The organism is Pirellulales bacterium (assembly GCA_036490175.1).
Classification (GTDB): Bacteria; Planctomycetota; Planctomycetia; order Pirellulales; family JACPPG01; genus JACPPG01.
The window spans coordinates 1-22,600 of sequence record DASXEJ010000243.1; the positions used below are offsets into that span (position 1 = coordinate 1).

The 22,600-nt window shown below is 60.3% G+C and carries 23 protein-coding genes; 9 read left to right on the forward strand and 14 right to left on the reverse strand.

Going from position 1 to position 22,600, the window contains the following annotated elements:
- The coding region (locus tag VGG64_18065) for a hypothetical protein (GenBank protein HEY1601512.1) at nucleotides 1-193 on the reverse strand (193 nt) is incomplete at its 3' end.
- A gap of 289 nt (nucleotides 194-482) precedes the next feature.
- On the opposite strand from VGG64_18065, the gene VGG64_18070 reads away from it, so the two are divergent.
- Nucleotides 483-1,643, forward strand: coding sequence for a serine hydrolase (locus VGG64_18070; protein ID HEY1601513.1), 1,161 nt, complete (start codon nucleotides 483-485; stop codon nucleotides 1,641-1,643).
- A gap of 247 nt (nucleotides 1,644-1,890) precedes the next feature.
- Nucleotides 1,891-2,181 carry a hypothetical protein gene (locus tag VGG64_18075; protein ID HEY1601514.1) on the forward strand — a complete coding sequence of 97 codons (291 nt, stop codon included), beginning with the start codon at nucleotides 1,891-1,893 and terminating at the stop codon, nucleotides 2,179-2,181.
- A 118-nt stretch (nucleotides 2,182-2,299) separates the two neighbouring features.
- Here VGG64_18075 and VGG64_18080 read toward each other — a convergent pair whose 3' ends face one another.
- Nucleotides 2,300-2,665, reverse strand: a complete 366-nt coding sequence (locus VGG64_18080) for a PilZ domain-containing protein (protein ID HEY1601515.1) — start codon at nucleotides 2,663-2,665, stop codon at nucleotides 2,300-2,302.
- A 190-nt stretch (nucleotides 2,666-2,855) separates the two neighbouring features.
- Nucleotides 2,856-3,014 (reverse strand): hypothetical protein, encoded by a 159-nt coding sequence (locus VGG64_18085; GenBank protein HEY1601516.1) that lies wholly within the window; start codon nucleotides 3,012-3,014, stop codon nucleotides 2,856-2,858.
- A gap of 20 nt (nucleotides 3,015-3,034) precedes the next feature.
- On the opposite strand from VGG64_18085, the gene VGG64_18090 reads away from it, so the two are divergent.
- Nucleotides 3,035-3,637, forward strand: a complete 603-nt coding sequence (locus VGG64_18090; GenBank protein HEY1601517.1) for a hypothetical protein — start codon at nucleotides 3,035-3,037, stop codon at nucleotides 3,635-3,637.
- Between the two features lie 25 nt (nucleotides 3,638-3,662).
- On the opposite strand, the gene VGG64_18095 is transcribed toward VGG64_18090, so the two are convergent.
- Both VGG64_18095 and VGG64_18100 read right to left on the reverse strand, forming a co-directional pair.
- A complete protein-coding gene (locus VGG64_18095) occupies nucleotides 3,663-4,391 on the reverse strand; it encodes a (5-formylfuran-3-yl)methyl phosphate synthase (GenBank protein HEY1601518.1) in 729 nt (242 codons plus the stop codon).
- Nucleotides 4,388-4,945: a hypothetical protein gene (locus VGG64_18100; GenBank protein HEY1601519.1), complete on the reverse strand. Its 558-nt coding sequence runs from the start codon at nucleotides 4,943-4,945 to the stop codon at nucleotides 4,388-4,390. Before VGG64_18100 ends, VGG64_18095 begins: the two co-directional genes overlap by 4 nt.
- Before the next feature lie 350 nt (nucleotides 4,946-5,295).
- On the opposite strand from VGG64_18100, the gene VGG64_18105 reads away from it, so the two are divergent.
- Complete coding sequence (locus VGG64_18105) at nucleotides 5,296-6,897, forward strand: sodium:proton antiporter (GenBank protein HEY1601520.1); 1,602 nt, start codon at nucleotides 5,296-5,298, stop codon at nucleotides 6,895-6,897.
- 222 nt (nucleotides 6,898-7,119) lie between these two features.
- A complete protein-coding gene (locus VGG64_18110) occupies nucleotides 7,120-8,310 on the forward strand; it encodes an HRDC domain-containing protein (protein ID HEY1601521.1) in 1,191 nt (396 codons plus the stop codon).
- A gap of 82 nt (nucleotides 8,311-8,392) precedes the next feature.
- Here VGG64_18110 and VGG64_18115 read toward each other — a convergent pair whose 3' ends face one another.
- The 3 genes from VGG64_18115 to VGG64_18125 all read right to left on the reverse strand — a co-directional run bounded on the left by VGG64_18115 (nucleotide 8,393) and on the right by VGG64_18125 (nucleotide 12,453).
- Nucleotides 8,393-9,328 carry a DUF6655 family protein gene (locus tag VGG64_18115; GenBank protein HEY1601522.1) on the reverse strand — a complete coding sequence of 312 codons (936 nt, stop codon included), beginning with the start codon at nucleotides 9,326-9,328 and terminating at the stop codon, nucleotides 8,393-8,395.
- Nucleotides 9,329-9,710: 382 nt separating this feature from the next.
- Nucleotides 9,711-11,660 carry a hypothetical protein gene (locus tag VGG64_18120; protein ID HEY1601523.1) on the reverse strand — a complete coding sequence of 650 codons (1,950 nt, stop codon included), beginning with the start codon at nucleotides 11,658-11,660 and terminating at the stop codon, nucleotides 9,711-9,713.
- Nucleotides 11,661-11,892: 232 nt separating this feature from the next.
- Nucleotides 11,893-12,453 (reverse strand): hypothetical protein, encoded by a 561-nt coding sequence (locus VGG64_18125; protein ID HEY1601524.1) that lies wholly within the window; start codon nucleotides 12,451-12,453, stop codon nucleotides 11,893-11,895.
- Nucleotides 12,454-12,729: 276 nt separating this feature from the next.
- Between VGG64_18125 and VGG64_18130 the strand changes: the two genes are divergently transcribed.
- Entirely contained in the window at nucleotides 12,730-13,068 is a 339-nt protein-coding gene (locus VGG64_18130; protein ID HEY1601525.1) for a hypothetical protein, read from the forward strand.
- Here the strand turns inward: VGG64_18130 and VGG64_18135 are convergent.
- The 3 genes from VGG64_18135 to bioB all read right to left on the reverse strand — a co-directional run bounded on the left by VGG64_18135 (nucleotide 13,049) and on the right by bioB (nucleotide 15,919).
- Complete coding sequence (locus tag VGG64_18135) at nucleotides 13,049-13,828, reverse strand: rhomboid family intramembrane serine protease (protein HEY1601526.1); 780 nt, start codon at nucleotides 13,826-13,828, stop codon at nucleotides 13,049-13,051. The two genes, VGG64_18130 and VGG64_18135, sit on opposite strands and share 20 nt — an antisense overlap.
- Before the next feature lie 25 nt (nucleotides 13,829-13,853).
- Nucleotides 13,854-14,744, reverse strand: coding sequence for a hypothetical protein (locus tag VGG64_18140; protein ID HEY1601527.1), 891 nt, complete (start codon nucleotides 14,742-14,744; stop codon nucleotides 13,854-13,856).
- Nucleotides 14,745-14,884: 140 nt separating this feature from the next.
- Entirely contained in the window at nucleotides 14,885-15,919 is a 1,035-nt protein-coding gene (gene bioB / locus VGG64_18145; protein HEY1601528.1) for a biotin synthase BioB, read from the reverse strand.
- 341 nt (nucleotides 15,920-16,260) lie between these two features.
- Between bioB and VGG64_18150 the strand changes: the two genes are divergently transcribed.
- Entirely contained in the window at nucleotides 16,261-16,818 is a 558-nt protein-coding gene (locus VGG64_18150; protein HEY1601529.1) for a PSP1 C-terminal domain-containing protein, read from the forward strand.
- Nucleotides 16,819-16,984: 166 nt separating this feature from the next.
- Here VGG64_18150 and VGG64_18155 read toward each other — a convergent pair whose 3' ends face one another.
- Together VGG64_18155 and VGG64_18160 are read right to left on the reverse strand one after the other, a co-directional pair.
- Nucleotides 16,985-17,500, reverse strand: a complete 516-nt coding sequence (locus VGG64_18155) for a gamma carbonic anhydrase family protein (protein ID HEY1601530.1) — start codon at nucleotides 17,498-17,500, stop codon at nucleotides 16,985-16,987.
- Nucleotides 17,501-17,621: 121 nt separating this feature from the next.
- A complete protein-coding gene (locus VGG64_18160) occupies nucleotides 17,622-17,918 on the reverse strand; it encodes a hypothetical protein (protein HEY1601531.1) in 297 nt (98 codons plus the stop codon).
- 229 nt (nucleotides 17,919-18,147) lie between these two features.
- Between VGG64_18160 and VGG64_18165 the strand changes: the two genes are divergently transcribed.
- Nucleotides 18,148-21,273 (forward strand): HEAT repeat domain-containing protein, encoded by a 3,126-nt coding sequence (locus VGG64_18165; GenBank protein ID HEY1601532.1) that lies wholly within the window; start codon nucleotides 18,148-18,150, stop codon nucleotides 21,271-21,273.
- The gene (locus tag VGG64_18170) at nucleotides 21,270-21,599 is read left to right on the forward strand and encodes a cupin domain-containing protein (GenBank protein ID HEY1601533.1); all 330 of its coding nucleotides are present in this window, start codon (nucleotides 21,270-21,272) and stop codon (nucleotides 21,597-21,599) included. Before VGG64_18165 ends, VGG64_18170 begins: the two co-directional genes overlap by 4 nt.
- Nucleotides 21,600-21,605: 6 nt before the next feature.
- Here the strand turns inward: VGG64_18170 and cls are convergent.
- Nucleotides 21,606-22,600, reverse strand: a 995-nt coding sequence (gene cls, locus VGG64_18175; GenBank protein HEY1601534.1) for a cardiolipin synthase, incomplete at its 5' end; no start/stop codon positions are given.

Here is a 22,600-nt window from a genome sequence, read left to right on the forward strand (position 1 = left end):
AGCCCCCTCCGTGGATATAAACGAGTACCGGTCGAGGTCCGTTTCCTGGTGCGGCAAAGAAATCGAGCACGTTCCGTTCATGCGGTCCGTACGAAACGTCAACATGCGTTGGCACCATTTCCACCGGCTCGGCGGACAATAATCGACTACACAGCATCGCGGCGATAATAAGGCTCAAAAGCGAAGGTCTCATGGAACGATCCTCGGCAATACCTGATAAATAGTTGCGATACGTAAGACCTGCACACAATAGCAACGCATGACGCGCGACATCGTTGCATCCGCCAGACGAATAAGTCGCAATGGCATGCGTCAAATCTACTCGGCCACCGAACCCGTGCCAACTGTGCCCAGCTTCGGACCAAATAGCATTGAGTGTCGCCTGGGCGGGTACAAGTCGACCGACGCACGAACTGCACTCGTCGCGCCTGCAGCCCATTCGCTAGACTGACGACGTTATTTACTCCGCAGGCGGGAAATCAATGACCTGCAAATCGCGACTCGCCGTTGCCATACTTATCACGACTGTTAGCTTGACGGCAGGGCCATTGGCGCGGGGCCAAGCGATACCGCACGGCGGGCAACCGTCCCCTCCGCGACCGGGCCCTGCGGCGCCTGCCGATGCGACCAGACGCGATATTTCCGTATCACAAACCGTTGAGGCCGTAGTAGCGCCATGGAAGGCGAAATTCCAGGCGCCAGGCGTGATTGTGGTAGTCCGCCACGATGGTCTAACCCAGTTCTTTCCATTCGGATTGGCAGACCGCGAGCATCGCACGCCAGTCACCGCGGACACTGTTTTTGAACTGGCATCGATCACGAAAGTATTCACGACGACTTCGCTGGCGATGGAAGTTCAGGCTGGCCGTATGCAACTGGACGATGTTGTCACAGATTACGTTCCATTGTTACGCGATCACGGTGGCGACATCCGACGGGTCACACTGCTGCAACTGGCGACACATACGTCCAGCCTGCCACGAACGCCCACCGTGCAGCGCCCGGATCACGATTGGAACAAGCAGCTGCTGATCCAATGGCTTGCCGGATGGCAGTCGCCGTATCCGCCAGGTACCAAAAGCCTGTACTCGAATATCGGCGTGGGCTTATTAGGCTTTGCCATCGCCGATCTCGAGAAGAAGCCCATGATCGACATCTGGCGTGAGCAATTCTTGACGCCGCTCGGAATGCACCGCACATTCTTTGAGCCGCGCGATGCTACGCCCTTCGTGGCGCAGGGATATGGTCCCCACGGGCAGCCGGTATCACATACGCCCGTCGGAGGATGGCCGGCCGGTGGACGGCTTAGTTCGTCGGGCCGCGACATGGGAAATTTTCTAGTCGCGAATATGGGCGAGCGCACCGATCTGCCCAAGATCATGGCCGCCATGCAATTCTCACAGCGTCCCTTTTTCAAAGCGTCGGCCAACATGACGCAGGGACTGGCCTGGCAGCGTGTACACATTCAAGGCGAACTGGTGATCGACAAGAACGGCGGCCTGACGGGAACTTCCACCTACATTGGTATGTTGCCCGAACGACATGTTGGGGTCGTCGTAATGGCAAATCGAGGCAAATGCCAGGCGACCGCCGTGGGGCGCCAGTTGCTGATCGCGCTGGTCGCCAAGCAGCAGACCGAGTAATGCGGCCGGTGAGAAACACGTTCGTGGCGGGTCGACGGCGCGCCTAAGGCTCGGGGCGGAAACGCTGCCATTGCACATATGCCGCATGGCATATACGCAGTTCTCGCCGCCAATGGGTAAATTCTATTTGGGTTTTCAGGGGAGTGTAATCACGGAGGGGCCGTGGCTGACGTTCCCGAACTAGTAGGATGCTTCGCGCGCCGTACTTTCGGAACAGAAGCACGAAGGACGCCAAAGGATGCGAACAATGCGCACTCGAATGATCGTCGTTTGCGTGCTGACTGGCATATTGGCTTGGCGGCACGCGCCAACACAGGGTGAGGCGATGCGGCAATTGCCAACGAGGCCTCCCGACGAAGAGCGTGCTGAATTGCAGCGCTGGGAGGATTCGTTCATGCTTGCTCGCGCGCTGGTCTATCTGGATTTGCATCCGGCCAATCCGGCGACGATCGACGATCAACGCGTCGACGAGCATAAGCGCTGGCTCGCTCAAGTCGAATGTGAGTTAGCTCGCAGACGCCAGGCCGCCGAACGCTAAAGAGCAAGTTGGTGGCAGCGCCAAGAGTGGATCGGCTCGACGATTCGCACAGCCGGAAGCCAATTCTGGCACCCGAACGTACCTCTGGGCACTTCGTGCCCAGACGCCGGCGCCACATTTATGGGGTCGCGACTGTGGGAACGGCGACGAACTGTCCGCCGCTGATGAACCACCCTTCACCGCACGATTGGCACCAACTGATGCGCGTGCGTACTCGCACGGCGTAGCCACGGCCGGATGTGATATGGATATCAACATCGCCTGTCGGTAAATCGACATTGTGCAACAGTCCGATGCCGCTGGCAGAGATGTCGCGGCTGAATGCCGAATACTGATGTCCGCAATCCGTGGCAATAGACACAGCGCGGAAAAACGGATAGCGAATTCCCCAGCGGTCTTCCCGCTTGTCGTTAGCGCGCGCCTCGACCAGCAACGGATGCAGGGCATTGCCGAAAGATCGCAACTCTTGCAACTCGAATGGCATGTGCAGGCCCCTCAAATGGCGAACCGAACCAATGACGAACATCGTGGAAATGTAGCTCACCACAGAGGATGGTTCGGGCGCGAACCAGCCATTTGCACAGGGAAATAAGGTCGAAAACCACGTTTACGGGGGGCCGGTTTTGCCGCCTCTAGGGACCGCGCCCAAGAAAAACGGCAAGCTTGTGTGTGGACTATTTGAGCTTTAAGAAGATGCGATGCACCGAGACGCATGTTTCGTGGCCATCCCCCATCGCTCGATCGAACCACGCGACGACCACGCCCGCGGGCTTTACAATGCGGATTCCGTTCTCGGCGGGCAAGAAGTCGATGACGACACCAAGCCAACTCAACTGTTGCCAGAGATTGAAAAATGTCCCAGCTGCGCGGAATTCTGACTGCCGTCAGTTTTATCCTGTTATCAGCCGTGGTGGTCGCGGCGGCGGTGCGAGCGATTTCGATCGGCCTACCCGAGTCTTTGGCCTCGAACGCCACGGTGTTGATCCAAGCCTTGGCATCAGAGGATGTAGCGAACGAACCCCGACCGGCCAAGCTCAAGCTAGGGCAGCGCGTGCAGCGCGAACTGTCGGGAAACGTCGATTGGGCATCCGAGTTGGGGGCGCTCAGCGGCGTCGAACGCGAAAGACTCGTTAACAATGTCGTGGAACTGGCCAAGGAATCGTTTGAAGTTCAGGTTGATGTGTATTTCAAGGCGTCCGAACGCGAGCGTAGGAAACTGCTAGAACGGCAGGTCGACGATCTCATGCATTGGGCCACCGTCCTGGAACGAGCTAATCAGCCGGACGGCGAACCTATGCTCGGCGCCGCGGCAGTGCGGGGACTATTCACCCGCGTCGGCGGCTGGTATCGCGATGCTAAGCCCGAGCAGCTCGAACGCATGAAGGAATACCAACAGGCGCTTGTCGACCAAATGACCAAGCGGTTCAAGCGACGCATCAGCGGTATGGGGCAGTAGCTAGTCGCAGAGTTGTCGCGCATCATTACGGGGTTCGGCTCAGCCGCAACGACGAAGCCCCGTTAGCATTGGCCATGCTGTGCTTGAGCTGCGTGACGAGTTGAGCCGATAAGCGTCCAGTGCGCGGTCCCTGGCAGACGGCCCCGCGGACGGCCACGTAGTCAGGTGCCAACGGCAGCAGCAGTTCGATGGAGTGCATCGTCAGCGACCCGGCCAGTACGGCACGCAAACCCGCCGCGTGTACGTGCGTGACAAATGCCGCACACTCGTCCAAGTTCCACAGATCCAGCAGCGATCCGGCGCCCTTGCGCCAGGTGTCAACCAAGACAGCCCGGCAGCCGGTTCTCGCGGCATGTTCTAGAACGCTTACCGGCGCGGGTGCGTTGGCCACTTGCCAGTCGGCGTAAACCACGGCAACCCCGCCGATACCATCCTGTAGGCCGGCCAGGGCAGCAGCTAACCGTCGGTGCCAGTCTGCTTGCGGTCCACATCCGGCAAGTCCAAACTTGACGAGGGAAATGCCGCGCGGAACGTCGGCTATCATCGCTGCTGTGACATCCGTCAATTCCCCCAGCGCGACGCTAACCGGGACGCGCCCCTCCACCATGTGTAACGCGTCGTGCATTACGGCTGAGTCAACGGCGCCTAGCGGACCGTGCCGAGGTTCTTTGAGGTCGATCAGATCGGCGCCGGCCTGAAGAGCATCGCTCGCTTCTTTACGATCGCGCACGCTGACCAGTAGCCCTGTGGTCATCGCGGACCCCGCTTTCGTTGCGAATCTTGCTGCATGGCAGCCTGGGCATTCGCCAGGCGCGTGTTGAGCTTGGTCACCAACGCAACCGATAGCGGCTCGCACCAAGTGCCGCGAATTGTCACATAGTGATTGCACCAGGAACCCAGGGCTGGCTTTACATCGCGCTGTGCAAAATCTACGGCCCGATCGGCCAGCCTAATGACGACCGTGGCGACTTGCGATGCGTCCGGCTTGTGAGCGCGCAAGTAACTCGGCCCCTGCCCCAATAGAAAGCCTTCGACCAACTGCAGGGGCACCTGGATTGGCCGACCCGTGCGTAAATAGAACAGCAGTTCGTCTCCGCGGCGGCCAATGCGCGGCTGGCGCAATTGCCAAAACAACAGCAGCAAGCCGAGAATCGATACCGCCACACTCGCCAGGCCGAGCCCACGTTGCCAGGTTGGCTGGCCAAGGAGAGGGGCGGTCAGCAGCGCGCCGCAAACTAATCCGACTACCGGCACGATGAGCCCCATCGACAGGGCGCGGCGATTTTTGTGCAGCCAGACTTCGGCCATGGAGCGTCGTTGGGCGGGGCGGATCAAAATGAGGACGTTTCAACATGATGGTAACAAATTATAGGGCGAGTCGCCCAGCGCGGCCGAATGGCACATTGCACGTGGCGGTCCCCGCCGATGGCACCGCACGGATTTGGACTGGCGATCCTTGCCGCAAATCGTATCGTATTGGTGAGAATTTCATGCGGGACAAATTGCCCGACGACGCATCGAGCGGATAGGGCACGTTTCCGGCGTGCCGGCCTCGCGAATCAGCCACGGGGTCGCCCGGCAGGAACATTTTTTCGCTGGATACCGCCATACCGGCTGCTGATTCGCCGGCCACTGTGGTCGCCGGATGATTGCAGCCCATGACAAATCCCTCTGCCGCCAACGATACCGCGAGCCGCCCGGTCCTTTATGTCCTTGCTGCCGTGGCGATCGCCTACGGCGTCTCGGCGCTCTGGGGGCTACCGCAACGTGGAACGGAAATGACCCGCGCGGTCTCGGACCACGTCACGGGCAATGGGGCGAATCACCACTTGGATGACAAAACTCACGCAGACGACAGCGTGACCGAGCATGGCGCAGTTGGTCCGCTGATACCCCCGAGCTTTGTCATGATGCTGCCGTTTGCCCTGCTGCTGGCGGCGATCGCGGTTTTTCCGCTGATGCACATCACCGAGCATTGGTGGGAGAGTAACTTACATCGTTTCTACGTAGCCGCGGGATTGGGGGCAGTAACATTGGGCTACTATGCTCTGATCCACGCCCATCCCGTGGACCGGCATTTTCTGGGCCACGCAGTCATCGCGCCGGCGACGAGCGGTGTGTCCTGGGGCGTGGCGGCGACCATCTTTTCTAATGCCATCTTCAACGAGTTTGTGCCATTTATCGTGCTGTTGTTCAGCTTGTACACGATAAGCGGCGGCATACGCATCGAAGGTGATCTGCAGGCGCGCCCGCTAACAAACTCAATCTTCATCGGCAGCGGAGCTGTCTTGGCCAACCTGATCGGCACGACTGGCGCGGCGATGGTCTTGATCCGTCCACTGCTGGAGACCAATAGCGAGCGTCGGCACGTGCGGCACACGGTGATTTTTTTCATCTTCGCAGTCTGTAATTGCAGTGGTTGCTTGTTGCCCATAGGAGATCCGCCCCTGTTCCTTGGTTATCTAGAGGGTGTGGATTTCCTGTGGACACTTTCCTTGTGGCCGCAATGGCTGCTGGTCAATGGGGCACTGCTGGTGATTTACTACGCTTGGGATCATTTCCTTTGCTACCCGCACGAAAAAAGCGCCGACATCATTCTCGATAAGGTGCGTTTGCGGCGGTTGCAATTTCGCGGTATTTGGCCGAATGCGATGTTGCTGGCGGGCGTGGTCGTCGCGGTGGCACTGTTGGACCCCTCGAATCCTTTGCTGGGCACCAGCTGGCATCCTTGGCTCTATCTGCGAGAAATGGTGCAACTGGCGCTCGTCGCGCTCTCTCTGCTGTTGGGTCAGCAGACGATCCGCCGGGCCAACAATTTCAACTACGGCGCCATCGTTGAAGTGGCGGCTTTGTTCTTCGGAATCTTCCTGTGCATGCAGCCGGCCCTACAGATATTGGAAGTCAAAGGGGGCGAGTTGGGCATCGACTTGCCTTGGGAATTCTTTTGGAGCACGGGGGCGCTGTCGGCGGTGCTGGATAACGCGCCAACGTACCTGGTGTTCTTCAAGGCGGCCCAATCGCTGCATGCCGGGGCGGGCGAGACTGTCGCCGGGGTGAACGCTGAAGTATTGGCAGCGATCAGTTTAGGCGCCGTTTTCATGGGAGCCATGACCTACATCGGTAATGGTCCGAATTTCATGGTCAAGGCGATCGCCGAAAAGTCGGGGGTCAAGATGCCGAGTTTTTTTGGCTACATGGCTTACAGTTTTTGCATCCTGCTGCCATTGTTCGTGCTTGTCACGTGCGTATTCTTCCGCTGAGACGTTGTCGGCCGCATCTGAATTTCCCTGGCGTCTTGGCTGGCGGGCTGACGGACATTAAGATAATCCCCGCATGAAGATCGTTTCATGTCCGGCGCGCATTTTCCTCGTGCGTTTTTGCCGGCCTAGCAGCATATACACGAAACGGCCGGAGCGCCGCAGGCCTTTGATCTGCGCGGTTTCCGACGCACACAATCTCTGGGCTGAACGGCTCTTGGCACAATGGCAGACGTGAAGCACGAGTTGATCCTTACCGACCAGCAGTTGCGCGACTTTTGCCGCGACCTGGCGTCGGCGAAACAAATTGCTTTTGACACGGAATTTGTTTCCGAGGACACGTTTCGCCCGCAGCTCTGCCTGGTGCAAGTGGCGGTCGATGGGCGCCTGGTGGTCATCGACCCCTTGAAGGTAAGCGACCTCGTGCCGTTTTGGACGGCGCTCGCCGCGGGTAACCACGAGACTGTCGTCCATGCCGGGCGGCAGGAAATAGAGTTCAGTTTGCAGGCCATTGGCCAACCGCCCCGGCAGTTGTTCGACGTGCAAATTGCGGCCGGCATGATCGGGCTGGAGTACCCGGCCAGCTACGGCACATTGGTTTCGAAGATTCTAGGCGAAACGCCGCAAAAAGGGGAAACACGAACCGATTGGCGACGCCGTCCGCTGTCGGACCGGCAAGTCGAATACGCGCTCGCGGACGTCGACCACCTCGGACGGTTGCGAGAGAAACTCGGCCAACGGCTGGACCGGCTCGACCGCATGCCCTGGTTCGCCACGGAAATGGCCGATTGGCTGGCCGACATTCAGGATGCGCAACGTCGAGAGCGCTGGCGCAAAGTCGCCGGAAGCTCGGGCATGCCGCCGCGTGGTTTGGCGATCGTGCGTGAGATTTTTGCCTGGCGCGAGTCCGAAGCCGAGCGCCGCAATTGCCCGATCCGCCGGGTATTGCGCGATGACCTGATCGTAGAGCTGGCGCGCCGCCGCTCGGTCGACCCCAAACAGATCCGGGCCATCCGTGGAATGGAACGCGGCGACTTGTCGCGAGTTATCCCAGATTTGTCGGCGGCGATCGGCCGTGCCTTGGCGCTGCCGGACGACGCGTGTCCGCGCGTCGTGCGCACCGACACCAACTCGCAGCTGACACTACTCGGACAATTCCTGTCCTCCGCGCTGGGTAGCATCTGTCGCGCTGCCAAGGTAGCGCCAAGCATTGTCGGCACGGCCTCGGACGTGCGGGAATTGGTCGCACATATGCTGGCCAACGGCCGCGGCGAACCCCCACTGCTCGCGCAAGGCTGGCGCGCCCAAGTCGTGGGTCAGGTTCTCGAAGACCTGCTGCGTGGGAAGCTTTCGATTCGCATCCAGGATCCCGAGTCGGATCAACCGCTGGCATTCGAGCCGGCGCGCCTGCAATAAGCGAGGCACTTTCTAGACAACGGCATCCGACCAGACGCTGGCGGCCCCGATTGGCAAAACGTGGCCTTTGCTTTTGCGGTCGCTACTTCGGCCGCGAATCCAGGAACGTCATGCCACTTCCCAGAGCGTTCAGGAACCCGGATGTTGCCGCGGGCGCTGGTTGATCCAAAATAACACTGGGTCCGGGCGGAGGTGGCGGTGGTGTTACGGGACCGGGCGTAGGCGCGGCGGGTGGCTTCGGCGGCGTTGCCGCGAGCGGCGGCGGGCCAAGCGAGGTCGGCGCGTTCGCCGCAGGCTTATCATCCTTGATGTCCGGTTTGCTGGCCAACTGCTCGGGCGGTTCGTCGAAGACGGCTTCGGCAGTGACCGGAATCGCCGATCGCGCGCTGGCCGCGATGCTTTCAGGATAGAAGTCTACTGTCGACTTTTCGCTTATGCCGCGCGACTCGTTGTAAATAGAACCGCGTTGGAACGGCCCTGCGCCGAAGAACCAAATGTTCTTCGCATCGCTGACGACCGGGAACGTGCCCGATTGCCAGATGGGCTTGCCCGTTTGCTGGTTGTAGGCGAAGAGCGCGATCTTGGCGATGCCCGCCTGACGGGTCGTTTTTGCGAAAGATACTTCAGGAATAGAAGATGGCATACCAGGTACGGCAGCGCCCATGCTTGGCAATGTAGTGGCCGGCACGCCGAGCATCACGCTGCTGCTGTTTGTGCCGAGTACGCCAGCACGCGCTTCGACAATATATTTTGCCGACGCCCGGTCAGGCTTCAGGATCACACCGTTGGCGATGCAAGCCTGACGCAATGTGCTGACCAGGTAGTTCATATCGATAAACCCAGCCAACCGATCAATGTCGAGAAAGATCTCCTTCCCTGCCAACGGTTGCAGATTGATGCCGTTGACCGCCTTGTCGATGGCAGACGACATGAGCATCTGCTCGGTGGCCGTCCGGGCCGAGTCGGAGCTACGCGTCGTCCCGCAGCCGGCCAGGCCAGCGAGCAGCGCCAGGGCCATGAAACAAGCGTCCGCGTGTCGACAGCGTCGGCGCGCGCATGCGCGGCGCAGGCCGGTCAACCATAGCGGCGGCTTCTTCTCTGACAGTGCAAATGGGTAAACAGTCGTCGGCAGCATTTCAGCCCTGGACCGGAACACGATCGATCAACAACCGTCGATCGATTACCATTACGGGCTGCGGAGTATAGCGAAACAGTCAGCGCCGCTGAACCTAGATTTGCGCCCCAGATGGGCGAATGGCCCGACTGCTCAAGAAAGGCAGCTTGCGCGGACGGCCGGATATTCGACGACGGGGAAAGCCTTAGGCGGCGATGCCCGACCGAACGTGGAGTAGTACGCCGAGAGTGAATACTGCGAAAGCCGAGACATAGGCATGCCACGGCTACTGCGCAGTTTCGGACGTCTCGGTAGCCTCGCTATAAAAGAGTGTAGTTTCCTCTTCCGTCAGCTTGGTATCGAGCGGATTGCAGCTCAACTCTGCGCGAAAGCGGTGTCTGCCTGCGATGTCGGCACGGGCCTTGATCTTATAGACGACTTCGCGTCCCATCTCGAGCGCGGGGATCGTACGCAATACGACCATACCCGGCTTCAACTCGTGCGGACCTCCTTCCACAGAGACAGGCTCGACTCCATTGGAGAAATAGGTCACGACATCGATCGACTCGGCACTTTTGCTGCCACGGTTACGGATATGTATCTCGTACACCATGTCCGTGCCGACGAGAACAGGCCCTGAAGGGTCGACGACTTCCATGGCCAGGTCGGCCACGGCCTCGACCTGCGTCTTGGCCGACGCCGCTTGCTGTACTTCGCGATCGGCGGTGCAGTTGATTTCAACTTGATTCACACCAGGCGTCCGCAGCGAGCAAACGACGGATAACGTCAAATCGGCGTTGGCCTCGAGGGATCCAATTGTCCAATGAATGGACTCGTCGCCCTCGTCGCGATGTCCCGACGAACTGCACGAGACGAACTCGGCCCCACGCGGCAAGCGGCATTTGACGCGCAAGTTCTGCGCCGGGGCGTTGCCCGCGTTCTTAACGTGCATTTCGTAGGTGGCCTGGGTGCCGGCATATTGCTTCTTCGGGGCGTGCATCGAGATCGCTAGCGCCGCACGCCGGACGACCACTGCCTGGTCAAGCGTCGCGGTGACGTCGCCCGATGCTTTCGCTTCGGCGTGTATCGTGACCTGGCCAGCCTGCCGCGCGACCAACTCCACTTCGATGGTCTTGCTTTCGCCAGCACGAACCACGCCAATGGGATGACTGACCGGCGGCCCGTCGCCCGGATTGAGCGGCATGAGCGTAATCACGACACTTTCAGCATCACCGTTGCCGGGATTGGAGAGGAGTAGCTTGTAGACGGCCTTCTCACCGTAAGCAACTTCCTTGGTGCCATCCAGCACGAGGGCCAACTTTGGTTCTTGAACTTCCACGGTTGTTTGGCTGGCAACCGGCGCCTGCGTCCAGCGGACGCCCAGCTCGAACGGCTGGCTTTTGCGCGGCACGATGTCCAACGTCAGCTCTTCGCGCCCTTGTGCCGCAAGCATACCCAGCTTCCAGCATAAACCATCTCCACTGGCTGCGGGCTCCGTATCACCGGTGCTGCCCTTAGAATTGACGACTTCGGCGAAGTCCGGCAAGACTACGGTCACGACCACGTCACGAGCGGAAACGGCGCCGGAGTTTTTCAAGACGAGTTTGTACTTGGCTTCTTTGCCGACGGAAATCTTGCGCGGACCGATGGTTTCGACGCTGATGCTGGCGCTGGCCCCGCGGACGACCGACGCATCGGAAGGGGTCGAAACCGGCTCCGCGGCGGGCGAATCCAAGTCGGCGCGACCAGGGCTTGCCGAGCGGGCCAAGCGCGGCGACGAACTAGCGTCGCTAGGGCGTCCAGTGGCGGCGCTGGCGCGCGGCGTCGAGCGTCCTGTGGAAGCTGCCAACGGCGGCGCGTTACTGACGCTGGCATCGCTCGCTTTACGCTGCGGCGACGAACTCTGCGGCGGGCTGTTTTGCTGTCCGCGCCGCATCGCCTGCTGCCCGTTCGAAGGAGGTGCGCTCCGCGGCGCTACGTCATCATCGCCAAACGCCGTGTCGTAGTAAGGATCGTTGGTTTGCTGCGGCTGCGTCGGGGCACGCGTTTGCCGTTGTTGGGCGGGAGGACGATTATTGCTGCGATATCCGCCAACCAACGAGCGACCGAACTGTTCGAGCCGCTTGGGAAATGTGCCTTCGTCCTCATCGTTATTGTCTTGATACTGTGCCCTCGCGACAGGCGCGCTCAAGCTGAGTGCAGTCAGGATGGCAAGCAAGCGTATTTTCGAGGACATGTTGATTTCCTACGGGTGCGCACACACACGACGCGGTTCGTCGGATGTATCGGCTGCGAGAACTTGGCAGGTTTAATCGGTTTCGCCTTTGAGGCAAAAAGAAGGAATGCCAGCACCATGGTTCAAGCATTTGCTCATTGCGGGGCACTGTCGGCGACCACACGCAAGAGTACTGATGAGGCGTACTAGCAGGACGTGCTTGCACGGACGAAGGATCATCGTCGCTTGCGCATCAAGGCGCGTTTCCTGTCGGCTGCGATCGCGAGCAGCGTTGCTCGTCGGCCGCTTCCTGGAAGGCCCCGGTCGCGACCATGGCGAAGCTGGCGCATACGAATCCCAGCAAGCCACCTAGCACGCCCGCTGAAATGCCCCCAAGGACTACGCCGCCCGCGTCGACGGGTGTCAATAGAATTAGCGCCGCTGTCCCCAGCAGCAGGCCCGCGGCAGCCATCACTGAAGTAGTGGCGAAAAGCGCACGGCCAAACCGCCGGTTATCGCGGAGCCGCGTAGCGGGGGCACATCGTATCGCCGGATCCGGCGCATATGAGTCTGTGATTTCAACCTGAGAGCGGATCGCGTTGCGCTCGCTGGCAAGCCGTGAACCACGGACATTGGCTGCCACATGGACGGCGATGAGCAACAGAATCCAGATCATCGCCGTCGACCAGACGGCTCCCACCTGTTGCATCACCAGGATCAGCACCGCGCAAACCCCAATGCCTACCAGCAAACCACGCGTGCTAAACTGCATCGCACCAGGAACGACAGATTGATATCTTTCCGGCTTGCTCATCGTCGCGTCACTCGCTGGCAGCCCACCATCCGTCATCCTAGCAGGTAGCGGCCGAAAGTGCAGCTTCCTGAGGCCAGGACGTGGTTGCGGAACGTTCACTGGGCAATCGTCTAAATCGTGCATGCCCTCGACCTCGGCGACGTGTCGCGGCCTGGCGAAATCTCCGCCGTCAGCCCGGAATTGTCTTTACAGACGCGCAGCGGTTCTAGTATGCTCGGCCAGCGAGAGGGGACCATGGAGGGGAGACAGCCGTTTTTCTCGGGAGGCCCCAAGGTCATGAAGACCGAATTGCAAGAAGCGATGACATCTGGCGTGTACGTCGAGTTCCGCGATGTCGCGGGTAACACGATCGGTCAGATGCTGTATACCGATTGGCGTGGCCGACCTGTGCCCGCGGTGGGCGACGCAATCGCCTGTAACATTCCATCGCCGGGATCCGCCAGTAACAGCTTGCAAGCCGGCAAATTACAAGGCCGGATTATCTCGCGGCAATTCGAGCTGCAACACGAGGTCGATGGTTCTCCCTGCGTGTGGGTCCGCCTGGTCGTAGAGACCCAGGCCGGCGCCAAGCGGTCATCAGTCGCACGGCGCGGGACTAGCTTCTCTGAGAATTGATCGTCCGCGGCGACACGACACTGAACGCATCGGGCGCAAAGCTGTCCGCCGAGGCGATCAAAATGGGCCGCCACATCAATCCTGTCGCAGCGCCACCGATCAATCCGCCCAAATGCGCGAAGTTGGCGATATACGGGTGGAGAAAGCCCGTGGCGAACTGATATAGCGCCCACACGGCTAGCACGGCCGCAACGCGCCCGTCGCGGAGGTGCAACTGATGCCGGTATCGATAGAGAAACACCGTCACGCAACCTAGTATCCCAAAGATCGCGCCCGAGGCGCCGACTGTGGGCCCCGGCTCGATGGCTACGCTCAACAGCGAGCCCGCCAGGCCACTTACGAGATAGATGCCCAACGTGCGTCGCACGCCGAATGCATGCTCGCATGCCATACCGAGAATAAATAGCGCGATACAGTTGCCAAGCAGGTGATCGAAGCCTCCGTGTAAGAAGACGCTGGATAACAGGCGCCAGCCCTCGCCGCGAAAGACGGCCTGCTGCTCGAGAGCCCCGGCGTCGATCATGGCCTGTCGACTGGCCAGCGCGCCGGAAGCAAGCTGCCAGCCAAAGACGATCACGTTTGCTGCGATAAGTAATAGCGTTAATCGCGGCAAATAGGACATGCCGCGCTCGAAGTCGATGCGCCGATGCGTAGTCGGCTCTTCCAGCATGTCATCGGTGAGTTTTACAACCGGCTCATCGAAGTGACGATCGGCTTCGGGAGATTGGCGGCGATATGGGTCCTGATTAGTGTCGCTCATGGTCATCATCTACGCCGGCGCACTGCTAGCGACGTTCTCCCGTGTCGAGCATTACCCCTAAAGCGAGCGCCACTCGTCGGTCGAGCGTGCGTTCCGGGTCACGGCTGAGGTCGAGTACGTAACGATCAAGCAATGTGAACTTACGATTGAACTCGCCCAGGATATGCTCTCCGTCAGCGGCAACAATTACAAAATTCACGCGCAATAGGCCGAACAACAGATCCCGCAATACACGCCGCAGCAGGGCCAGAATGATCGAATCCTCCAAGGCCAGGCAGATGATCTTGTCGTCCGGCGCCAGGCAGTACCACCGCTTTCGAAAGATATTGTGCAAATAATTCTTGCGCAGCCTCGCCAGAATCTCACCTTGCGCGTCGAGCACGGTATACGTCGCTGTCAGCAAGACGAACTTCTGATCCTGCAAAACTTGCAGCACCTGTTCGCTGCGAGAATCGTCGCGATAAAAATGAACGTGGCGACGTGGAGAGAGAGCAACCGCAGTAGCGATGGTGGCGACAATGCCCGCAAGTCTGCCCAGAACGACCGCAATCGTGGCCGCCACTTCCGAGACATTCGCGAGTAGCACTGCCAAAAACACCACGCCCATAACCGAAGCAAGAACCACCCCGATCGGTCCGAATAGCACCCCCAGAGTTCTCAGCAGATGCGTCGGCCGCTCGACGAATAGCAGCACCGCGCCGTGATCGTCCCACACGTAATACTTCTGGGAAATGGCCAGGTGTTTTTGACGCAAAAGAAAACGATCGCGGTCAAAGACCGGGTCCGCCTGCGCCGTGGGGACTAGCGCCTCGACGCGCAACACTTTGCGGCAGGCGGGACACTCCACGCGTCGGCCAGCCATCTCGTCTTTGAGACGGTAGGTCTTGCCGCAATCGCAATCTACGGTAATGGCCACGACTCGCCCCCCGTCTGCTGGCTAGGAAACACCCGCGCCGACGCTTGCCGGCATGAAGAAGTCCAGTCTACGCCAGGAAAGCCGGGTTGCAATTCGATTGGCGGGCAGAAAGGAGGGACGCGATTATAGCCGCCGCTGCTTCAACAGGCGCGATGCGCAGCTTCCTCGCCCTTGGTGATCTCGAAGCCCATCTCGGTGATCATGCGGTAATCGGCCTCGGGGGCTTGCCCCTTGGTGGTTAGATAGTCGCCCACGAAGATGCTATTGGCTAGATACAGTCCAAGCGGCTGCAGGCTTCCCAGGTGCATTTCGCGCCCGCCGGCGATGCGCAACTCGCGAGCGGGGTTAACAAAGCGGAACATGGCCAAGACTTTCAGGCAGTACCGGGGAGTAAGCTGCCGCCGGTTGGCTAACGGGGTGCCATCAATTGGATTGAGAAAATTGACGGGGATCGATTCGACCCCTAACGCGCGCAGTTCGAGGGCCATGCGCACGACGTCGACATCCTGCTCGCCCATGCCGATGATTCCGCCCGAGCACAATTCCATGCCGGTGGCACGAACGGCCTGCAGCGTCGCCACGCGATCGGCATAGCTGTGCGTCGTGCAGATCTCGCCGTAGAACTCCTCGCTAGTGTTCAGGTTGTGATTTACCTTGTCGACACCACAGTCTTTCAGCTGTTGCGCTTGCTCGGGTGTAAGCAGCCCCAGGCATGCGCATATCTGTAGGCCATACTTCTGTTTGATTTCTGGCACAATCTGGGTGACGGCCGCCATCTCGCGCTCGTTGGGACTACGCGCCGAAATGACAATGCAATAGGTTTTGGCACCGCGCTCGGCCGCCATCGCCGCGCCGTCGAGCAGTTTGTCGCGGCGCAAAATGTTGTATCGCGGTATCTCCGCATCAGAAACCTTCGACTGCGAGCAATACGAGCAATCTTCGGGGCAGAGACCGCTTTTGGCATTCATCAGGAAATAAAGCTGTACGGTCTTGCCGAACCAGCGCTTGCGCAGGCGATACCCGGCCGCGACACAGTCGAGCAAGTCGTCGTCGTCGCAATGCACGATGGATAGCGCCTCGTCCTCTGTGATCGAATGCCCCTGCAAAACGCGGTCGGCCAGTTGATGCCATCGGCTTAAGTTAGCAGTGGCAGGCTGTGGGGCGAGATCAAGCATCAAAGACTCCTGAAAACCGTGGCGACGGAAGTTCTCTCGGCAAAAGTAGCTTGGGAATAAAATCTTCTGGCGGCGTTCAGCCCGGGGCAATTCCGCCTGTCATTGCCCGCTTACGATGTAGCGTCGCCGTAGAACGCGCAACTTCCGTAAAGAGCGATGTAAGTATCGCCGAGAAACCGGATTTCACAAGCCATTCTGGCCTCAAGGGGCGGGCCTTGCCGATAGCTGGTAAAACGCATCGGCTTGGCACGCGGCCCGAAGTGACCCACAATAGATATTAGGGAAGGTGGTGAGCCCTCCAGGGTGGCCACGCTTTTCAATCAAGGAAAGGCAGCCTGTCGATGGGTCGATTGCATTTAGTACGTGTGGGGGCGATGGGCGCAGTCGGCCGATTCGCCGCAGCCGACGCGGCACTATATCCGCGCAGCGGCCGGGTGATCGTCCGTACGGCGCGCGGGCTGGAAATTGGCGAGGTGCTGGCTCAGCCCGACGACGTAGGCACGTCCGCTGAAAACGACGGCACGATCCTCCGCGCCATGTCGATCGAAGATCGACTGCTGGAATCGCGACTGGCGAAGAATTGCCATGCCGCTTACGAGGCCTGTACCAGCCGTTTACAGGAGATGGGACTGTCGGCCTGTCTGATGGATGTCGAGCACCTCTTCGACGGCCACACGTTAATCTTCTACTTTATTGGGGCCGTCGATCCGGAAGTCGAGCGAATGACCGATGAGCTCGCCGAGATCTACGAGGCCAAGGTGCAGTTCCGTGCATTTGCCGAAACAGTCACCACAGGCTGTGGGCCCGGCTGCGGTACGGAAGACGCACAGGGCTCCGGCTGCGGAAGTTGCTCTACAGGCTGTGCGGTGGCGAGCGCATGCTCGACGCGCCGACACTAAACGCTTGCTTCCTATTCTGCTGACGTAGTGGTCGGACCCCGTGGACCTTCCTTCGTGCCCTGTTACAGATTCTTGCGCGAGACGCGAACCAAGTCGCGCAGGTAGCGCCTGCTGAGTGGCCTGTTATGCGCGGCGGACCATGACGATCGACGTGCTGGCGTAGCCGTTAGCCGCGGCGGGCGCCCATGTAGTCCTTGGCATTATGCACGTAGTGCAGCGCCGCCATGTGGTTTCCCTGGATTTCTGCCTCGGTCAGTTCACGCTTCACTTTGCCGGGCAGACCCATCACCAACGAATTCGGTGGAACTTCGCTTCCTTCGGTTACGACCGCGCCGACACCGATAATGGAGTTGGCACCTATTTTTGCGCGGTTCATGACCACCGAATGCATACCGATCAGAACATTGTCGCCAATCTCGGCTCCATGCACGATCGCCGTGTGCCCCACGGTCACGTCATTGCCAATGGTGCAAGGCACGCCCGGATCGGCGTGAATCACCGCGTTGTCCTGAATATTCGATCCACGCCCGATGCGAATGGCTGCGCAGTCACCCCGCAGCACGGCGTTGAACCAGACGCTCGATTCTTCGCCAATCGTCACGTCGCCAGCAATTCGCACTCCTTCGGCCAGGTATACGCTCGGGTGGATCTGATCGGGTCGAAAGCGAGCGATGTCTGACATCGGGGGCCTCTGCGATTTTGGGACCGGTACGGCGACAAGAATACCGCGAACGATGCGAAATCGCTACCGGCGACCCCATCGCTCTCCGTCGATCAATTCGCCACTGATCGCGCCGCGTGGGCTACTGCGGCTTGTCGCTTGAACGGTGCGGAAGAAATCCGGCAATGAGTTGCGCCACGATTGCGAATCCGCCCAGGCAACCGCCACAGAGAACGCCACCGAAGGCACCCAGAACCACCGCCGCTCCGATAGGCTCGATTTCGTGCCAGAGGACTAGGCGACGGAAAAGGTCCGGCCCAACGAATCCGGCGGTCAAACCAAACAGTCCCCCCAAGATCATTCCCAGGAGTGCCGTGCCGATTACCGTCAACATGACCGAAATCGCCGTGAGCGGACGCTTGGACACATTGTCTGCCATGGCTTGGTCCAACGGAATGGGACGGTCTTTCCCAGGTGCAAAGGGTTAAATCGTCCGTTTGTCTCCGACGCGCGCAGCTTGCTCCGTGTGGGGCGCGATTTTACACTAGGGGTGGGAGGTTGGCGAGCGGTCGCTTCGCGCCACCCCTCCGGCCCCGATTGTCAGCCACCTTCTGGCGCCCTGCGCGGGGCCCGCTTGCCGCTGAATCCCACCTTGGTTGAAACTTCTTATGTCTCGCTCTCTCTGTGTCATTACGATTGGGATCTGGAGCCTGGTAAGTGCGGCAGTCCATACAACGGCGGCCGACGGACTGTCGGACTCGCCGCAATTGGTGGCACCGACCGAAGCAATTTCGCCGCAGGAACAGCAGAAGAAGTTTCATCTGCCGCCGGGTTTCTCGATCCAATTGGTGGCGGCCGAGCCTGATATCCGCAAGCCAATGAACCTGAACTTCGACGTGCATGGCCGACTGTACGCCACGCAATCGGAGGAATATCCGTTTCCGGCCAAAGAGGGTGCACCGCGACGTGACGTAATCAAGCGGTTCGATGATATCGGCCCGGATGGCCGGCCGGCGCGGGTGGTCACTCTCGTCGACGGGCTCAACATCCCCATCGGCTTGCTGCCGCGCGAGGATGGGCTGATATATTACTCGATCCCCGAGATTTACCGTGCGGTCGATCCGGACCACAACGATCACTATGGTCCCGGCAAGGTCATGTACAGTGAATTCGGCTTCCGAGACACACACGGCATGGCCAGTTCCTTCACGCGCTGGGTCGACGGCTGGGTTTACGCCTGCCACGGTTTCTCGAACGACTCCGAAATCCGCGGTGCCGATCGGCAGCCGGTCAAAATGAATTCGGGCAACACCTACCGCTTTCGTGCTGACGGCTCGCACGTCGAGCAGTACACGCACGGCCAGGTCAACCCGTTCGGATTGGCGTTCGACCCATTGGGCAATCTGTATTCGTCCGACTGCCACACCAAGCCGCTGTATATGCTGCTACGCGGGGCCCGTTACCCCAGCTTCGGCAAGCCGCACGATGGACTTGGCTACGGGCCTGAAATGATTGATCACTTGCACGGCTCGACGGGCATCGCCGGAGTGGTGTATTACACGGCCGACCATTTTCCGGCCGAATATCGCGAGACGGTATTCATCGGCAATCCGGTCACAGGCCGAGTGAACCGGGATACTCTCGAACCGCACGGCTCGACTTACAAGGCCATCGAACAGCCAGATTTCATCAGTTGCGACGACGGCTGGTTTCGGCCCGTTGATATCAAGCTGGGGCCGGATGGGGCGCTGTATGTGGCCGATTTTTACAACTGCATCATTGGCCATTATGAAGTACCTCTGACACATCCACGCCGCGACCGCAGCCTGGGCCGCATTTGGCGCGTGGTTTACACCGGCAGTGGCGCCGCGCCCGCGGCGCCACTGCGGCCCATGGCCGATCTGACGCGGCAGAGTGGCAAGCAACTTGTGGACCTGCTGGATGATCCAAATCTCACGGTGCGCGTGTTGGCGAGCGAGCAGCTCTCGTCACAATTGGACGCGCCCGGAGTCGTCGAGATATTGCGCGCCGTGCTGACCTCGACCGACACCGGTGAAGCAACCGCAATTCGCAAGGCCAATGCCCTGTGGCTTGTCGAGCGGGCATTGCCCGGTGGCCTGCCGGTTGAATTAGTCACGCGTCTGGCAGCAGACCCCGCACGGCTGGTGCGCGTGCATCTGGTGAAAATGCTGGCCGAAAGGGGCGATTGGAGTCAGGCTGCTCCCGATTTGTTTACGCTTGTGCGTGAGAAGCTGCGCGATGCTGATCCGTTCGTACGCAGGGCCGCGGCTGACGCGCTGGGCCGGCACCCGCGGACGGAAAATATTGAGCCCCTGCTGGCTGCCTGGGCCGCAGCGCCTTCTGATGACACACACCTGATTCATACCGCCAGGATGGCGCTCCGCGATCAACTAGTGAAACCGGGCACCTATGGCCAGATCGGCGGGACGCTGACAGGAAACGCGGATCGTGCGGCGCGGGTGGCGGATGTCAGTCTGGGAGTGCGCACCGCGGAATCGGCCGCCTATTTGTTGGCCTACGTAGAGACGCACGCCGTCGACGAGGGACGCCTAGCTGAATGTCTGCACGACGCAGCACGATATGCTGCCGACGACCAAATGGTTGATGTAATGCGCCGCGCGCAAGCCGTGGCGGCTGGTTCATACGCGCGGCAGCAGTCCGTACTGCTGGCGATTGCCCGGGCGGCACAAGAGCGCGGCCTGCCGATCCCGCCAGCCACCAGCGATTGGGCCGACCGTGTGACAACTCTGCTTTTGACCGATGCCCAACAACCGGCCGTACAACGCGGAATCGAGTTGGCGCGAGAGCTGCGGGTTGCGACGGCCTTTGATGCACTGGCGGCACTGGCCGGACGCGAGTCGCGGTTTGCCGATGTCCGCCCTGCGGCCATCGATGCCTGCACGGCCAACGACGTGCATCGCACCGTACCTGTACTGGCCAAGATCGTGGCCGAGGCGGCCGAAGCCATGCCGTTACGTCAGAAAGCGGCCGCCACGCTGGCAGCTGCGAACCTGCCAGAATCTCGCGCCGTACTGACGGACCAATTGCGCGCCGCGCCCGTGCAGTTGGCCATCGAGATCGCACGCGGCCTGGCGGGAAGCGCCGACGGGGGTGAGATTTTGTTGAGCGAAATCGGCGCGGGCCGCGCCACGCCACGACTGCTGAAAGACGCCACGGTCGAACAGAAGCTGAAGGCTGCGAAGATCCCGGATTTGGCCAACCGGTTGGCGCACCTGACCGCGGATTTGCCGCCGGCCGACGCCAGGCTGCAAGAATTAGTCGATGCGCGACGGGCAGGCTTTGCCAAAGCTCACTCCGCGCCCGCAACTGGGCGGCAAGTTTTTCTCAAGGTTTGCGCCGCCTGCCATCAATTGGGGGACCAGGGGGCCAAGATCGGTCCCGGCCTCGACGGCGTGGGTTTGCGCGGGGTCGACCGACTGTTGGAAGATACGCTCGACCCGAGCCGCAATGTCGATCAGGCCTTTCGTACGACGCTGATTGTCACCTCGGGGGGCAACGTCGTCAGTGGTTTGTTGCTCCGCGAAGAAGGTGAAATCCTGGTGCTGGCCGACGCGCAAGGCAAAGAGATTCGTCTGCCCACTGCCGAGGTGGAAGAAAGAACCGTGAGTCCGCTATCCCCCATGCCGGCCAACGTCGCTGATCTGATCCCAGAGCAAGACTACTACAACCTGCTCGGCTTTTTGCTGGAGCAAAAACAAAAGAGCCAGCAGCCAGGGTCGCCCGCCGCGGCGCCGAAAGAAGGATCGCCATGATTCCGTATTTTGTCGATAAGTCGCAATGTTCGCATCACAAGATTTTCCCTGGCGTCGATATCTATACGACCCACGGTGATCATCTGATGCTATCGCTGGTCGAGTTCGCGCCGCACGCGGTGGTCGAGGCCCACAGCCATCCGCACGAGCAGATGGGGCTGATGCTCGAAGGGGAAGCCGAGTTCGTCGTCGGCGGCGAAATCCGCACCGTGCGGGCAGGCGAAATGTGGCGGATCCCGGGAGGCGTGGTTCACAAAGTGATCGCCGGCGCCAAACCGGTCAAGGCACTCGATGTCTTTTATCCGATCCGCGACGACTACAAGTAGCGATCGCTACAGTAACGGGCTCAGCAACCTCGCTGCGTTGTCGCCAAACCGCGTCAGCATCGATCGGCGCTCCCAACGGGCCAGATCCATGGCGGTCGAGGCCGCGATATAACTGTTTTGCAGGTCGCGAAGTTGGCCGGTGAACGCTGCGTCGTACACGGCCAGGGTGATCTCGAAATTCAATTGCAAGCTGCGCGGATCGAGATTCAACGAGCCAAACAGGCTGAATCGGCCGTCGACCGTGATCGATTTGGTGTGCAGCAGCCCCCCCTCGAAGAGCATGATTCGCACGCCGGCTGCCAGTAGGTCGCCTTTATGCGCCTGGCTGGCCCAACGCACCAGCCGGGAATCAACCCGGGCCGGCAGCACGATGGTCACGCGCACGCCCCGGCCGGCAGCCGATAGCAGCGCCGTGAGCATCAACTCGTCGGGGACGAAATAGGGAGTGGTCAGCATCAGCTCTTCGCGCGCGCTGTAGATCGTCGACATCAAGATGGCCTGGATCGCCTGGCTTTGCACCACAGGGCCGGAAGGGATCACCTGCACTGCCGCGGTTCCCTTCTCGGGTACGGCATGCAGATCGCCGGTCTCACTGAGCCGTTCGATCCCCTCGCCGGTCTCCAGTTCCCAATCCTCGACAAACGTCACGCCCAAGGCCTCGACGGCCGGGCCCCGCAGGCGGACCATGGCGTCGACCCATTGACCTACGCCCGCGTCACGTTTGAAGTAGCGCGGATCGACCAGATTCATGCTGCCGGTGTAAGCGATCTCGCCGTCGATCACCGCGATCTTGCGGTGCAGGCGCAGATCGAGTCGATAGAAGAGCATCCGCAGCAGGCTCGCGGGCAATGCCGCGTGCAATTGCACTCCGCCAGCGAGCAGGCGTTCGGGCAGCGCTCCTCTGAGAAACTCATTGCTGCCAACGGCATCGACCAACACGCGGCAGACCACTCCGCGGGAGGCAGCACGTAGCAGTGCTTCGATCACCTGGTCGGCCGTCC